Below are 13661 nucleotides of genomic sequence, written 5' to 3' on the forward strand. Positions count from 1 at the left end.
ATAGTTGTCAAGCATTCAATAAATCAACTATAAACGACTCAAACCCTAGAAAATAGTTTTTGATTATAATAAAATTCTATATCTTTGCGGCTTATACAGCAATCTCTATAGATAAAAACAGATTGATATTTTATACGAAATGAAATTAACTACTGAAGCGAAACAAGAAATTTTCGAAAAACACGGCCTGGCAAAGTCTAAAACCGATACTGGTTCTGCGGAGTCACAGATCGCCCTGTTTACAACGCGTATCTCGGATCTGACTGAGCACCTGAAGACACACCAAAAAGACTTCAGCACTCGTCTGGGCCTTCTGAAACTGGTAGGTAAAAGAAGAAGATTGCTTAACTACCTTCAGAAAAACGATATCGAAAGATACAGAGCTATTATCAGCGAGCTGGGTATCCGTAAATAAGCAAATAATATTGAGCGCTAGGGAATTCATACAAAGGGATTCCCTAGTCTTTTTTATAACACCCCGTTTTTTTGCCAGTACCCTGACAGTGGCCGCAAACGGCAGCCCTGTTTTTTGATGTAAAAAATAATTGAAGATGTCTGTAAACGCGATTAACAAAACAATCTTTCTTCCGGATGGCCGGGAGATCCAAATTGAAACTGGTAAATTAGCCAAACAAGCCGACGGCTCTGTTGTGGTAAAAATGGGAAACACGATGCTGCTTGCAGCTGTTGTTTCCAATAAAGAAGCCCGCGAAGGGGTAGATTTCCTGCCACTTTCTGTAGACTACCAGGAGAAGTTCGCTTCATCCGGTAAAATCCCTGGTGGTTTCCTTAAGAGAGAAGCCCGCCTTTCTGATTATGAAATTCTTGTTTCCCGCCTGGTAGACCGTGTACTACGTCCGCTGTTCCCGGAAGATTATCATGCTGAAACACAAATGACGATACACCTGATCTCTGCTGATACGGAGATCATGCCGGATGCTCTGGCTGCTTTGGCTGCTTCTGCTGCACTGGCTGTATCTGATATACCTTTCAATGGCCCTATTTCTGAGGTGCGTGTTGCCCGCATAGATGGCCATTTTGTAATTAATCCAAGCACTTCTGACCTGCAGCGTGCCGATATCGATATGATGGTTGGTGCTTCTATGGACAGCGTGGTGATGGTTGAAGGCGAAATGAGTGAAGTTTCTGAAGCAGAAATGCTGGAAGCGATTAAATTTGCTCACGACGCTATTAAAATTCAGTGCCAAGCACAGCTGGAGCTTGCTGAAATGGTGGGTAAACTACAGAAGCGTGAATACTCGCATGAGACGCACGACGATGAGCTTCGCCAGAAAGTATATAGCGCCACTTATGATAAAGCTTATGCTGTTGCTAAGCGTGGCAGCGCTAACAAATCTGAGCGTAAAGAAGGTTTTGCGGCTGTACTGAATGAATTTATCGCATCGCTTGGTGAAGAGCATGGTTACGACGAAGGTCTGATCAGAACTTACTACCATGATGTGGAGAAGGACGCTGTGCGTAATATGATTCTGGATGAGCGTGTGCGCCTTGATGGACGTCAATTGGACGAAATCCGTCCGATCTGGTCTGAAGTTAATTACCTGCCAGCAACACACGGTTCTGCTATCTTTACGCGTGGCGAAACGCAATCATTGACTACTGTAACCTTAGGTACTAAGCTGGATGAGCAGATGATCGACAGCGCCATGGTATCAGGTTCTAATAAATTCTTATTACACTATAACTTCCCGGCGTTCTCTACCGGTGAAGTGAAGCCTAACAGAGGCCCTGGCCGTCGTGAAATCGGTCATGGTAACCTGGCGCTGAGAGCGCTGAAGAAAGTGCTTCCACCGGATGCAGAGAACCCATACACAATCCGTGTTGTTTCTGATATTCTGGAGTCTAACGGTTCATCATCTATGGCTACTGTTTGTGCAGGCTCGCTTGCACTGATGGATGCCGGTGTACCGGTTAAAGGCGGCGTTTCTGGTATCGCCATGGGTCTGATCACAGATCTGAATACTGGTAAATTTGCTGTTCTTTCTGATATCCTGGGCGATGAAGATCACCTGGGTGATATGGACTTTAAAGTTGCAGGTACCAAAGATGGTATCACAGCTTGCCAGATGGACATTAAAGTGCAGGGTTTATCTTACGAGGTGCTGTCGCAGGCATTGGAGCAGGCTAAGGCCGGCCGTCTGCATATCCTGAACGAGATGAGCAAAACGCTTACAAATGCAAACCCTGACTATAAGCCGCATACTCCACGCTCATTCAACATGGTGATCGATAAAGAATTTATTGGTGCTGTAATCGGACCAGGTGGTAAAGTAATCCAGCAAATCCAGAAAGATACTGGTGCTACGATCATTATCGAAGAAAAGAATGAGAAGGGCCATGTAAATATCTTTGCCAGCAACCAGGATTCTATGAACAGCGCGGTTAGCAAGATTAAAGCTATAGTTGCTCAGCCTGAGATCGGTGAAGTTTACTTTGGTAAAGTTAAGTCTATTCAGCCTTACGGTGCCTTCGTAGAATTTATGCCGGGTAAAGATGGTCTGCTGCACATTTCTGAGATCAAACACGAGCGTGTTGAGACAATGGAAGGCGTGCTGGAAGTAGGCGAGGAAGTAAAAGTAAAGCTGATCGATGTAGACAAGAAGACAGGTAAATTCAAGCTGTCCCGCAAAGCTACACTTCCAAAACCGGAAGCTCCTAAGCAAAACTAGTAATCATATTTTAAAGTCCTGGTGCCGTGCAGTTCTCTGTAACGGTACCAGGAGCTTTTATTTTTTTGGGTAACGCGTACAGGTTCTTGATTTTATTCGTAATATGTAAGAACTTTGCGCGATTTTCTGATGTTACCACACCGAGCCCGAATAGAAAATTTCACATTATTGCATTAATTATATACTCTGATGAGACAACTCAAGATAAGCAAACAGATCACGAACCGCGAAAGCCAGTCGCTTGATAAATATTTACAGGAGATTGGTAAAGTTGATCTGCTTACACCGGATGAGGAGGTGTTGTTGGCGCAGAGAATCAAAGAAGGAGATCAGTTTGCACTTGAGAAGCTAACGAAAGCTAACCTGCGTTTCGTGGTGTCTGTTGCGAAGCAGTACCAGAACCAGGGCTTATCGCTGGGCGACCTTATTAATGAAGGTAACCTAGGTCTGATCAAAGCTGCAAAACGTTTCGACGAAACCAGAGGTTTTAAATTTATCTCTTACGCCGTTTGGTGGATCCGCCAGTCCATTCTGCAGGCTTTGGCTGAGCAGTCGCGTATTGTGCGTTTACCACTTAACCGTGTTGGTTCGTTGAATAAGATCTCGAAGTCTTTCTCGGAACTGGAGCAGAAGTTTGAACGTGAGCCATCGCCGGAAGAAATTGCTGAAGTACTGGAGCTAACAACTGCAGAAGTAGTTGATACGCTTAAAATCTCAGGTCGCCATGTGTCGGTAGATGCACCGTTTGTGCAGGGTGAAGAAAACCGCCTACTCGACGTATTGGAGAACGAAGATGAAGAATCTCCGGATACAGGCCTGATGAATGATTCACTACGCAAGGAAGTTCAACGTGCACTTTCTACACTTACCAAGCGCGAAGCCGATGTAATTACACTTTACTTTGGTTTGAACGGAGAGCATTCTCTGACGCTGGAAGAAATAGGAGAGAAGTTCAACCTGACACGTGAGCGTGTGCGCCAGATCAAAGAAAAAGCTATCCGAAGATTGCGCCATACATCCAGAAGCAAAGCGCTTAAACCATATTTAGGTTAAGCTGATAACATTGGATATACAGAAGCCCCGGCCGCAAATCCGGGGCTTCTGTCGTTATATGGCCTATTTATGCCGTTGGATGCGGGCAAAGGAGTAGAAATTTTGTATACTTGCATCCAAAATATATTGCATCAGATTTCATGGAAATAGAAAGAGTAAAATGCCTCATTATAGGTTCAGGTCCTGCCGGCTATACGGCAGCTATTTATGCATCTAGAGCAGGGCTTCAACCGGTTTTATACCAGGGCCTACAGCCAGGTGGCCAGCTAACCATTACAAACGACGTAGAGAATTATCCAGGCTACCCGGATGGGATCAATGGCCCACAGATGATGGAAGACTTTAAGCGCCAGGCTGAGCGCTTTGGCACTGACGTTCGCTATGGTATTGCTACAGCTGTAGATTTTTCAGGTCAGCCGCACCGCGTTACGATAGACGATCAGAAAGTTATTGAAGCTGATACTGTAATCATTTCAACAGGTGCATCAGCTAAATGGCTGGGACTGGAGTCAGAAGCGCGTTTGAACGGACAAGGTGTTTCGGCATGTGCTGTTTGCGATGGCTTCTTTTACAGAGGACAGGATGTGGCTATAGTTGGTGCCGGCGATACAGCAGCTGAAGAGGCAACATATCTTGCTAACCTTTGCCGTAAAGTGTATATGATCGTGCGTCGTGATCAGATGCGTGCTTCTACTATTATGCAGGAACGCGTAAAGCGCACCCCAAATATTGAGGTTCTTTGGAATTCGGTGACTGAAGAAGTTTTAGGAGATCAGGTTGTAGAAGGCGTAAGAGTGCGTAACGTACTTACCAACGAGACCAAAGATCTTGATGTTAGCGGCTTCTTTGTTGCCATTGGCCATCAGCCTAACTCTGATATCTTCAAAGATTACCTCAACTTGGATGAGAACGGCTATATCCGTACCATACCAGGAACATCTAAAACAAACATTGATGGTGTATTTGCCTGTGGAGATGTGCAGGACTTTACTTACCGCCAGGCGGTAACAGCAGCTGGTACGGGTTGCATGGCTGCACTTGACGCCGAGCGTTACCTGGCGGCCAATAATTTGCATTAATAAAAGTAAAGACTATTCCCGCACCTGCAATTGATTTTACATCGGGTTGTTTGGATAGTTACAATAAAATTGGCATCATGTAGTTTAGGAAGCATATTGTTCTGTACTAAACTGCCCTATGCCTAATTTTTAAGCCAATGCCAAAGTTTAAAAGCTCCTTATCAGTTGTACTTTTTTTGCTGTGTTTAACATATCTGACGCCAGATGTATTTGCACAAAAGAAAGCCAAAGACCTGTTTAAGGTAAAATCGCCAAAGATACAGTTCGTTCGTCCGGACACGACCATACTGATTGAGTATGATGAGTTTAATGATGAATCAGATGCTGGGAAATCTATAAATTTCAGCCCTAAAAAAGAACTGTCTATAGTTAGTGAAGATACTACAGAGTTAGACTTGGGGCAGCAACACATCGTTGAAGTTTCGGACGAAGTATTGATAGACTCTTCCTGGATCAGGATTGCTGGTTACTATGCCATATGGGATACGCGGAACATCAATCCATATAAAATGGATGGCCGTCAACTGAAAGATACCGTTGATGTTGTACTCTATGATCCCCGCTCTAACCGTAACTACTTTATGCCATTGGAAAAGACGCCCGTTACTAGTCGCTTCGGGCATCGGGGCTATCGCTGGCATTTTGGTACTGACATTGACCTTGATACAGGTGATAGTATTTACGCTGCTTTTGACGGAGTTGTGCGCATTAACAAGTGGGACGGTAGTGGGTATGGAAACTATATCGTGCTTCGCCACTACAACGGCTTAGAAACTTTGTATGGGCACATGAGTAAGACTATTGCGCAGCCAGGCCAGTTTGTAAAAGCAGGTGAGGTAATCGGGTTGGGTGGTAGTACAGGCCGTAGTTCCGGACCACATCTTCACTATGAAGTACGCTACCAGGGCAATCCGCTGGACCCTGAGAACATCTATGACTTCCCGGATTACCTGCTGAAGGGGCAGAACTTCCAGATCACTTCGGCACTGTTTAACTATTATAATAAAGCGAAAAGCGGTAGTTCTTCCAGTGGTCGCAGAACGTATTACCATACCATACGCAGGGGCGATACTTTATCAGGTATTGCTAAAAAGTATGGCGTATCCGTATCGCAGATTACGAAGCTTAACGGTATGAGCACGCGTTCTACGTTGCAGGTGGGTAAACGAATACGAGTAAAATAACCTGATATCCGACTATGAAATTAGATATACTTGCTTTTGCTGCACACCCCGACGATGCTGAGCTTGGCTGCGCAGGTACCATTATAGCCCATGTTGCATCCGGAAAAGAGGTTGGTATAGTTGATCTGACAAGAGGAGAGCTCGGCACACGTGGTACGCCTGAAATTCGTGCAGCAGAAGCTGAGGCCGCTTCAAAAATATTAGGACTGAGTGTGCGCGAAAATCTTGATTTTGCGGATGGATTTTTTCTTAACGATAAAGAACATCAGCTAAAAATTGTAGAGAAGATCCGGCAGTACAAACCTGAAATCGTGTTGATGAATGCGATTTATGATCGGCATCCGGATCATGGACGTGGTTCACAGGTAGTGTCCGATGCATGTTTTCTGGCAGGGTTGAAGATGATTGAAACGTTTGGGCCGGATGGTGAGAAACAGGAAGCATGGAGACCAACGGCTGTTTACCACTTTATTCAGGACCGTTACATAAAACCAGATGTAGTGGTGGACATTACCCCTTACTGGGAGCAGAAAGTTGAAAGCATAAAAGCATTTAAGTCTCAGTTTTTTAACCCAGAAGATACTTCAGCTCATACCTATATTTCTTCTCCGGAGTTTATGGAGTTTATCGAAGCCCGAGCAAAAGAGTACGGACACGCCATTGGTGCTACCTATGGCGAGGGTTTTACCGTTGAAAGATTGATCGGAGTTAAGAGCTTATTTGATCTGCTATAGTTATAGTTGGCTGCAACTATAGCTTTTAACTATAAACTATAAACAGGAAGGGCGCTAAACTATAGCGCCCTTCCTGTTTATAGTTGGTAAGATTATTTTATAGTTTAGGTTCTGTTTTTACGCCAGTTCGAAACATTAGAAGTCGCTTGTGCAGATTCGCTTGCAACAGCAGGCTTTTGTTTTTGCATAAGCAAAGCGGCAAGCGCTACAGCTATAGTTTCTTCGCCTTCTGTGGCTTGTGGTTGTAGTACTTCCGGTGTAAAATAGCGCTCAATAAATTTCGTGTCGAAGTTACCACTCACAAAAGCCTCATGCTGTAGTACGTATTTACCAAAAGGCAGGGTAGTAGCAATACCTGTTATCTGGTATTCATCTATAGCGCGCAGCATTTTCCCTATCGCCTCTTCACGGTCTTTACCAAATGTAACCAGCTTGGCAATCATCGGGTCGTAATAGATCGGAATATCCATGCCCTGCTCAAATCCATCGTCTACACGTACGCCAAGACCCTGAGGGCGCTTATAGGTTTCCAGCTTTCCAATGTCCGGAAGGAAATTATTGGCTGGATCTTCAGCGTATACACGAAGCTCGAGTGCATGCCCATTTATCTGCAGGTCTTCTTGTCTGAAGCTTAAGGCTTTTCCTTCAGCGATCAGGATTTGTTCACGAACCAGGTCGAGGCCGGTTATCTGCTCTGTTACCGGGTGCTCTACCTGCAGGCGCGTATTCATTTCCAGGAAGTAAAAGTTCAGATTCTCATCTACCAGGAACTCTACTGTACCGGCACCTACATAGTCGCAGGCTTTGGCAACATTAACCGCACAACGGCCCATTTCTTCGCGCAGGCCAGGTGTAAGTACAGCCGAAGGAGCCTCTTCGATTACTTTCTGGTGGCGGCGCTGAATAGAACATTCACGCTCAAACAGGTGCACTATGTTACCGTGTGTATCGCCCAGTACCTGAATCTCGATGTGACGAGGAGAGCCGATGTATTTCTCTATAAAAACAGAGCCGTCACCGAAGGCTGAAGTTGCTTCGCTTACAGCTAACTGCATCTGCTCTTCAAACACTTCTACGCTTTCTACAACACGCATTCCTTTTCCTCCACCGCCAGCGCTGGCTTTTATAAGGATTGGGAAACCGATATTCTGGGCAATTATCTTAGCTTCCTCAACATCTGTAATCGCATACTCAGTGCCAGGCACCATCGGTATATTATAGTTGGCTACAGCAGCTTTCGCTGCCAGTTTGCTACCCATTAGCTCAATTGCTTCCGGCGACGGGCCTATGAAAATAATTCCGGCATTTTCTACTGCCTTGGCAAATCCCGCATTTTCAGAAAGGAAACCATAGCCGGGGTGTATCGCATCCACCTGCAGTTTTTTACAGACATCTATAATGACATCGCCACGCAGGTAAGATTCACTTGATTTCGGGCCGCCTACACAAACTGCTTCATCCGCAAACCTTACGTGTAGTGCGTTGCGATCTGCTTCGCTGTAAACAGCTACAGTTTTAATGCCCATTTCTTTGGCTGTACGCATAACCCGTAGTGCAATTTCGCCACGGTTGGCAACCAGTATCTTATTTATTTTTCTCATGCCGGAGCTAATCTGATTCAGAATTCAAAGAAACAGCTTTGCGGCCAAACATAAAAGCTGTATATATAAAAAAGACATTAGTAGCAGGCGTTTACATTGTAAATGATTGCATAAAAAGTTAAATTTGCGCAGCTTTTATGCATAGATTACTATAAGTGCATCTAAGGCAGATTTAGATAGAAAATATCCCGATAACTTAATTCTTACTAAAGTGGATTTATTTGAAAAACTGAGGACCAACAGAGGTCCGCTAGGTAGCCACTCTCACTATGCGCATGGTTACTTTACGTTTCCTAAACTGGAAGGAGAAATTGCTCCACGCATGAAGTTCAGGGGCAAAGATGTGCTTACCTGGAGCCTGAATAACTACCTTGGTCTTGCTAACCACCCGGAAGTACGCAAAGCAGATGCTGAAGCGGCTGCACAGTGGGGTATGGCTACACCAATGGGTGCCCGTATCATGTCTGGGAATACCAATTATCATGAGCAACTTGAGTCAGAATTGGCTGAGTTTGTTCAGAAGCCGGATGCATTGCTCCTAAACTTTGGTTATCAGGGTGTACTTTCTATCATCGATGCACTGGTTGACCGTCATGATGTGATTGTATATGATGCTGAATCGCATGCATGTATAATTGATGGCGTACGTCTGCACCAGGGTAAGCGTTTTGTGTTCTCACACAACGACATGGCTAGTCTGGAGAAGCAGCTGGAGCGCGCAACGCGCTGGGCTGAAAATACAGGCGGTGCGATCCTTGTTATCACGGAAGGTGTATTCGGTATGTCTGGTAACCTGGGCAAACTGGATGAAGTGGTTAAGCTGAAAGAGAAATTCCAGTTCCGTCTGTTTGTAGATGATGCACACGGTTTCGGTACGATGGGTAAAACTGGTGCTGGTACTGGTGAGCATTTAGGCTGCCAGGATGGTATCGATGTATACTTCTCTACATTCGCGAAATCTATGGCCAGCATCGGTGCGTTTGTTGCCGCTGATGAGCAGGTAGTAGAATATCTGCGCTACAACATGCGTTCTCAGATTTTTGCAAAATCATTGCCGATGCCGTTGGTAATTGGTGCTCTGAAACGCCTGGAATTGCTTCGCACAAAGCCTGAACTGAAAGACCAACTATGGACTATAGTTGACGCCCTGCAGTCCGGCCTGCGCGAGAAAGGTTTCAATATTGGTACAACAACTTCGCCTGTAACGCCTGTGTTCCTGAACGGTCAGATTCCGGATGCAACACAGTTGACGTTAGACCTACGCGAAAACTTTAATATTTTCTGTTCTATAGTAGTGTATCCGGTAGTACCGAAAGATGTGATCATGCTGCGCCTGATCCCGACTGCGGCACACACCCTGGAGGATGTACAGGAGACAATTGATGCTTTTGAGAAAATTGCACAAAAATTGGACAAAGGCCTGTACTCGAAGTCTCCGGTTACCGCTTAACTTGCTCCAAAGGCATATATTAAATTTCTCTAATTTTTGCTTCTTATTACTAAATGTGTATATTAGAGCTATCAAACCAAATGTTTCACTATAACAAATAGCTCTAATGAACAACAACTTTAGCAAACTGAGAGACCTAGTTATGTCGCTGGAAGCTGACTTCGAAAAGTTCTACGACAAAGGTAACGCTGCTGCTGGTACTCGTGTACGTAAAGGTATGCAAGACCTGAAAAACATGGCACAGGACATCCGTAAGGAAGTTCAGGACATGAAGAACAGCACTGCTGATAAAAAATAGTAATCAGACAGCATACTGAAAATAAAAAAGGTGGCCTATTAAGGTCACCTTTTTTATTTGTAAGTAATTGGTTTTTAGTTACTTAACTATAACCAGGTAATAATTCTTCTTGCCCTTCTGCACTACAAGGTACTTTTCCTGTAAAAGGTTATAGTTTACGGCCTCATCCGGGTTCTGCAGCTTTTGTCGGTTAATGCTTACACCGCCATTTTTGATCATGCGCTTTGCTTCGCCCTTTGATTCGAACACCTGACCACCTGTTAAGTCGGAAAGAAGCTCGCTTACACTAGTAGCTCCGGCGTAGGTTATTTTGTCCACTTCGATCTGTGGTACACCTTCGAACACAGACAGCAACATATCCTCTTTTAAGCTCTTTAAGGTTTCTAAATCGCCTTTTCCAAATAAAATTTCTGAAGCATCTACAGCTGCATTATAGTCTTCTTCAGAATGCACACGAATTGTAACATCCTTAGCTAAGGCTTTCTGTAAAACGCGTAAATGAGGCGCCTGTTTGTGCTCTTCTGTCAAACGTTCAATTTCTTCTTGAGGGAGCAACGTATATACCTTAATAAGTTTTTCCGCTTCCTCATCCGACAGGTTCAGCCAGAACTGGTAGAACTTATATGGCGATGTAAAATTTGGGTCTAGCCAGATGTTGCCCCCTTCTGACTTGCCAAACTTAGTACCATCTGACTTGGTAACCAGTTTACCTACTAAAGCATAAGCTTTGCCACCATCCATACGGCGGATCAGTTCAGTACCTGTAGTAATGTTTCCCCATTGATCTGAGGCGCCCATCTGTAATTTGGCACCTTTGGTTTTATATAAATGATAGAAGTCGTAACCTTGGATTAACTGGTAAGCAAACTCGGTGTAGGAGAGGCCTTCGGCACGTTCTCCGTCTTCATCGGCGCTGATACGCTTTTTAACCGAATCTTTTGCCATCATATAGTTTACCGTAATGTGCTTACCTACCTCGCGCAGGAAACCCAGGAAGCTGAAGTCCTTAAACCAGTCATAGTTGTTAACGATCTCGGCAGCGTTGGCACCACTGTTAAAGTCCAGGAACTTCTCCAACTGTCTTCGGATCCCTTCCTGGTTGGCACGCAATGTGTCTTCGTCCAGCAGGTTGCGCTCTGCAGATTTGCCGGATGGGTCCCCGATCATACCCGTAGCACCACCTACCAGTGCAACTGGCTTGTGACCGGCGCGCTGCAGGTGTACCAATAGCATTATAGTCGCCAGGTTCCCAATATGTAAGGAGGATGCAGTCGGATCGAAACCGATGTAACCTGTGGTCATTCCGGATGCCAGTTGTTCTTCAGTTCCCGGCATGAAATCGTGGAGCATGCCTCTCCATCTTAATTCTTCTATCAGATTCATGTAAGCGTCTTCTACTGTTTGGGGCAAATATAAAAAAGAGTTGGCAGTATGCATGGTATAATCAGAAGCAATGCATAAAGAACACACGATGTACGCTACTCTGTGTACAGGTGCGTTTAAGGATTAAAGATTGCCGTTAACAATTAATATAGTATGCCTGTTACAAATAGCGAAGGCTCTTTTTCACATTGCTGAGGTTGAGCCGTATGTATTATAGTATCCTTTCCCGCTTAACAGTTCTTTTATGAATCAAGGTCGACTCACGGTTCCTGAGTATGTTATCTTAACAATTGTATTGGTACACTTACTTGTTGGTATCGTCAGCTTTTTCTGGAATCCCTCTTTTTTTGAGCTTTACATTATTGAAGATGGCTATATTGAAAATGCAACAGCGCTCTCATTGTTGATGATAGCTATAGTTTGTGGAATTGGAGCCTACCAGAGTAGCGGCGTAAAGCGTGCATTTTTAATACTCGGCACTATAGTTTTTATATTTGGTTGTGGCGAAGAGATCTCCTGGGGGCAACGTATCCTTGAGTTCAGTACACCGGAAAAACTACATGCGGTTAATGCACAGGGTGAGTTCAATATTCATAACCTGCAAGTAGGCGAAGTCAAAATCAACAAGTTAATCTTTAGTACAGTCATGTATTCGGGCATTTTCTTTTATTTCCTGGGGTTGCCTTTGCTGTATAAGTATAGTTCTAAGCTTCGCAACTGGAAATACCTGTATATTCCAATCCCAAAACAATCATGGGGCTGGATGTACCTGGGCTTCTTTATGCTGCCGCTCATACTGCCTACCGGCAAACTATGGGAACTGCAGGAGTTCTGTTTCAGCGTATTCCTGTTAGCGTCGGTTGTATTTCAGCAAAACCCTAAGTTCGATTTCCTGCATACCGGAACTACCGGTAACTATAAGCTGGCTGAGCAATAATCGGGGTTTATCCTTTCATTTTAGGTTTGATGCCTTAAATTTGTGTAGGTAATTTTTTTTGCAGACATGGCCCATACACCCGAAGGCATTTTAGAACAACTACAGAAACGAAACTTTGCACCTGTATACTTTCTGCAGGGGGAAGAGGCGTATTATATTGATCTGATCTCAGATTACATAGAGCAGCATGCGTTACAGGAGCACGAAAAAGGCTTCAACCAGGTGGTAATCTATGGTAAAGATGTGGATGTTGCTACGGTGCTGCTTCAGGCTAAACGTTTCCCGATGATGTCGGATCGTTCGGTGGTGATCGTGAAGGAAGCGCAAAGTATAGTGGATATTGATAAGGATGAAGGAACGAAGCAACTGGAAGCCTACCTGCAGAACCCGCTGCCTTCTACTATTCTGGTATTTGCCTACAAGCATAAAACGCTCGATGGCCGTAAGTCTCTGTCTAAAATGTTTGCGCAGCATGCCGTTATGCTGACCACAAAAAAACTGTATGAGAACCAGGTGCCAGCCTGGGTTAATAATTACCTCAAAAGTAAAAGCATTAAATCCACACCCCAGGCGGTGCAGCAGCTAAGCGAGTTTATTGGATCTGATCTAAGCCGCTTAGCCAATGAAATTGACAAGCTGTTGCTTAACCTGAAGCCTGGGCAAACTATAGATGAACGGGTAGTTCAGGAAAATGTAGGCATCAGTAAGGAGTATAATATCTTTGAACTACAGGCGGCTCTCATTGCCCAGGATGCACTTAAAGCTAACCGTATCATCAATTATTTCGAAGCTAATCCAAAAAACAACCCGGTCATCCCTAACATCGGAATGCTCTTTTCGTTTTTTACGAAGCTTTTAAGCCTGCACGCCGCTAGCGATAAATCAGAGGCAGGACTAAAAAAGCTGCTTGGGCAACAGGCCTGGAAATTAAAAGAGTTTCAGCATGCCATGCGCCTTTACCCGATTAACCGGGTTGCAGACATTATTCATTACATAAGAGAAGCCGATCTGCAGTCGAAAGGGATTACCGGAGGCGATATGAGTGAGGCTGATATACTGCGCGAACTGGTGTTTAAGATCCTGCACCCAGTACCCAGAATATTAAGCGTGTAATATTTTAAACGGTGCACAATATTTTGGAGACCTTTACATTGTATATGGGTAAAGCTATGTAAGTACCGATCCAGCTGTGTACCTTTATAAAATTACTTAACTTTGACTTTAACTGCCCGTTTGTAGGGTAAATTATACT

Annotated in this window: 12 protein-coding genes; 10 read left to right on the top strand and 2 right to left on the bottom strand. The window is 44.4% G+C overall.

What is annotated here, in order from left to right; genetic code table 11:
- The first annotated feature begins 139 nt into the window (after positions 1 to 139).
- The 6 genes from rpsO to bshB1 all read left to right on the top strand — a co-directional run bounded on the left by rpsO (position 140) and on the right by bshB1 (position 6740).
- Positions 140 to 415 (top strand): 30S ribosomal protein S15, encoded by a 276-nt coding sequence (rpsO, locus tag GXP69_RS09485; protein ID WP_163914718.1) that lies wholly within the window; start codon positions 140 to 142, stop codon positions 413 to 415.
- A 136-nt stretch (positions 416 to 551) separates the two neighbouring features.
- Positions 552 to 2690: a polyribonucleotide nucleotidyltransferase gene (gene pnp, locus GXP69_RS09490; RefSeq protein ID WP_163914719.1), complete on the top strand. Its 2139-nt coding sequence runs from the start codon at positions 552 to 554 to the stop codon at positions 2688 to 2690.
- Positions 2691 to 2879: 189 nt separating this feature from the next.
- Entirely contained in the window at positions 2880 to 3743 is an 864-nt protein-coding gene (locus GXP69_RS09495; RefSeq protein ID WP_163914721.1) for a sigma-70 family RNA polymerase sigma factor, read from the top strand.
- A gap of 140 nt (positions 3744 to 3883) precedes the next feature.
- Complete coding sequence (trxB, locus tag GXP69_RS09500) at positions 3884 to 4822, top strand: thioredoxin-disulfide reductase (protein ID WP_163914723.1); 939 nt, start codon at positions 3884 to 3886, stop codon at positions 4820 to 4822.
- Between the two features lie 137 nt (positions 4823 to 4959).
- Entirely contained in the window at positions 4960 to 6006 is a 1047-nt protein-coding gene (locus GXP69_RS09505; RefSeq protein WP_163914725.1) for a M23 family metallopeptidase, read from the top strand.
- 14 nt (positions 6007 to 6020) lie between these two features.
- Positions 6021 to 6740, top strand: a complete 720-nt coding sequence (bshB1, locus tag GXP69_RS09510) for a bacillithiol biosynthesis deacetylase BshB1 (protein ID WP_163914727.1) — start codon at positions 6021 to 6023, stop codon at positions 6738 to 6740.
- 104 nt (positions 6741 to 6844) lie between these two features.
- Here the strand turns inward: bshB1 and accC are convergent, their stop codons facing one another.
- Complete coding sequence (gene accC / locus GXP69_RS09515; RefSeq protein ID WP_163914728.1) at positions 6845 to 8341, bottom strand: acetyl-CoA carboxylase biotin carboxylase subunit; 1497 nt, start codon at positions 8339 to 8341, stop codon at positions 6845 to 6847.
- Between the two features lie 211 nt (positions 8342 to 8552).
- Here accC and GXP69_RS09520 point away from each other — a divergent pair, with 211 nt between their 5' ends.
- Together GXP69_RS09520 and GXP69_RS09525 are read left to right on the top strand one after the other, a co-directional pair.
- Positions 8553 to 9791 (top strand): aminotransferase class I/II-fold pyridoxal phosphate-dependent enzyme, encoded by a 1239-nt coding sequence (locus GXP69_RS09520; protein WP_163914729.1) that lies wholly within the window; start codon positions 8553 to 8555, stop codon positions 9789 to 9791.
- A gap of 106 nt (positions 9792 to 9897) precedes the next feature.
- Positions 9898 to 10089, top strand: a complete 192-nt coding sequence (locus GXP69_RS09525) for a histone H1 (RefSeq protein WP_163914730.1) — start codon at positions 9898 to 9900, stop codon at positions 10087 to 10089.
- A 78-nt stretch (positions 10090 to 10167) separates the two neighbouring features.
- Here the strand turns inward: GXP69_RS09525 and tyrS are convergent, their stop codons facing one another.
- On the bottom strand, positions 10168 to 11472 hold the full coding sequence (gene tyrS / locus GXP69_RS09530) for a tyrosine--tRNA ligase (protein WP_163914785.1): 1305 nt from the start codon (positions 11470 to 11472) through the stop codon (positions 10168 to 10170).
- Between the two features lie 244 nt (positions 11473 to 11716).
- On the opposite strand from tyrS, the gene GXP69_RS09535 reads away from it, so the two are divergent.
- A complete protein-coding gene (locus GXP69_RS09535; protein ID WP_163914731.1) occupies positions 11717 to 12409 on the top strand; it encodes a hypothetical protein in 693 nt (230 codons plus the stop codon).
- A 66-nt stretch (positions 12410 to 12475) separates the two neighbouring features.
- A complete protein-coding gene (gene holA / locus GXP69_RS09540) occupies positions 12476 to 13522 on the top strand; it encodes a DNA polymerase III subunit delta (protein ID WP_163914732.1) in 1047 nt (348 codons plus the stop codon).
- Positions 13523 to 13661 lie beyond the last annotated feature (139 nt).

This window comes from Pontibacter burrus, from assembly GCF_010686685.1.
GTDB lineage: Bacteria > Bacteroidota > Bacteroidia > Cytophagales > Hymenobacteraceae > Pontibacter > Pontibacter burrus.

Bases quoted from the DNA above. Each gene is read 5' to 3' on its own strand.
- rpsO (WP_163914718.1), top strand. From the start codon at position 140: ATGAAATTAACTACTGAAGCGAAACAAGAAATTTTCGAAAAACACGGC.
- pnp (WP_163914719.1), top strand. From the start codon at position 552: ATGTCTGTAAACGCGATTAACAAAACAATCTTTCTTCCGGATGGCCGG.
- GXP69_RS09495 (WP_163914721.1), top strand. From the start codon at position 2,880: ATGAGACAACTCAAGATAAGCAAACAGATCACGAACCGCGAAAGCCAG.
- trxB (WP_163914723.1), top strand. From the start codon at position 3,884: ATGGAAATAGAAAGAGTAAAATGCCTCATTATAGGTTCAGGTCCTGCC.
- GXP69_RS09505 (WP_163914725.1), top strand. From the start codon at position 4,960: ATGCCAAAGTTTAAAAGCTCCTTATCAGTTGTACTTTTTTTGCTGTGT.
- bshB1 (WP_163914727.1), top strand. From the start codon at position 6,021: ATGAAATTAGATATACTTGCTTTTGCTGCACACCCCGACGATGCTGAG.
- accC (WP_163914728.1), bottom strand. From the start codon at position 8,341: ATGAGAAAAATAAATAAGATACTGGTTGCCAACCGTGGCGAAATTGCA.
- GXP69_RS09525 (WP_163914730.1), top strand. From the start codon at position 9,898: ATGAACAACAACTTTAGCAAACTGAGAGACCTAGTTATGTCGCTGGAA.
- tyrS (WP_163914785.1), bottom strand. From the start codon at position 11,472: ATGAATCTGATAGAAGAATTAAGATGGAGAGGCATGCTCCACGATTTC.
- GXP69_RS09535 (WP_163914731.1), top strand. From the start codon at position 11,717: ATGAATCAAGGTCGACTCACGGTTCCTGAGTATGTTATCTTAACAATT.
- holA (WP_163914732.1), top strand. From the start codon at position 12,476: ATGGCCCATACACCCGAAGGCATTTTAGAACAACTACAGAAACGAAAC.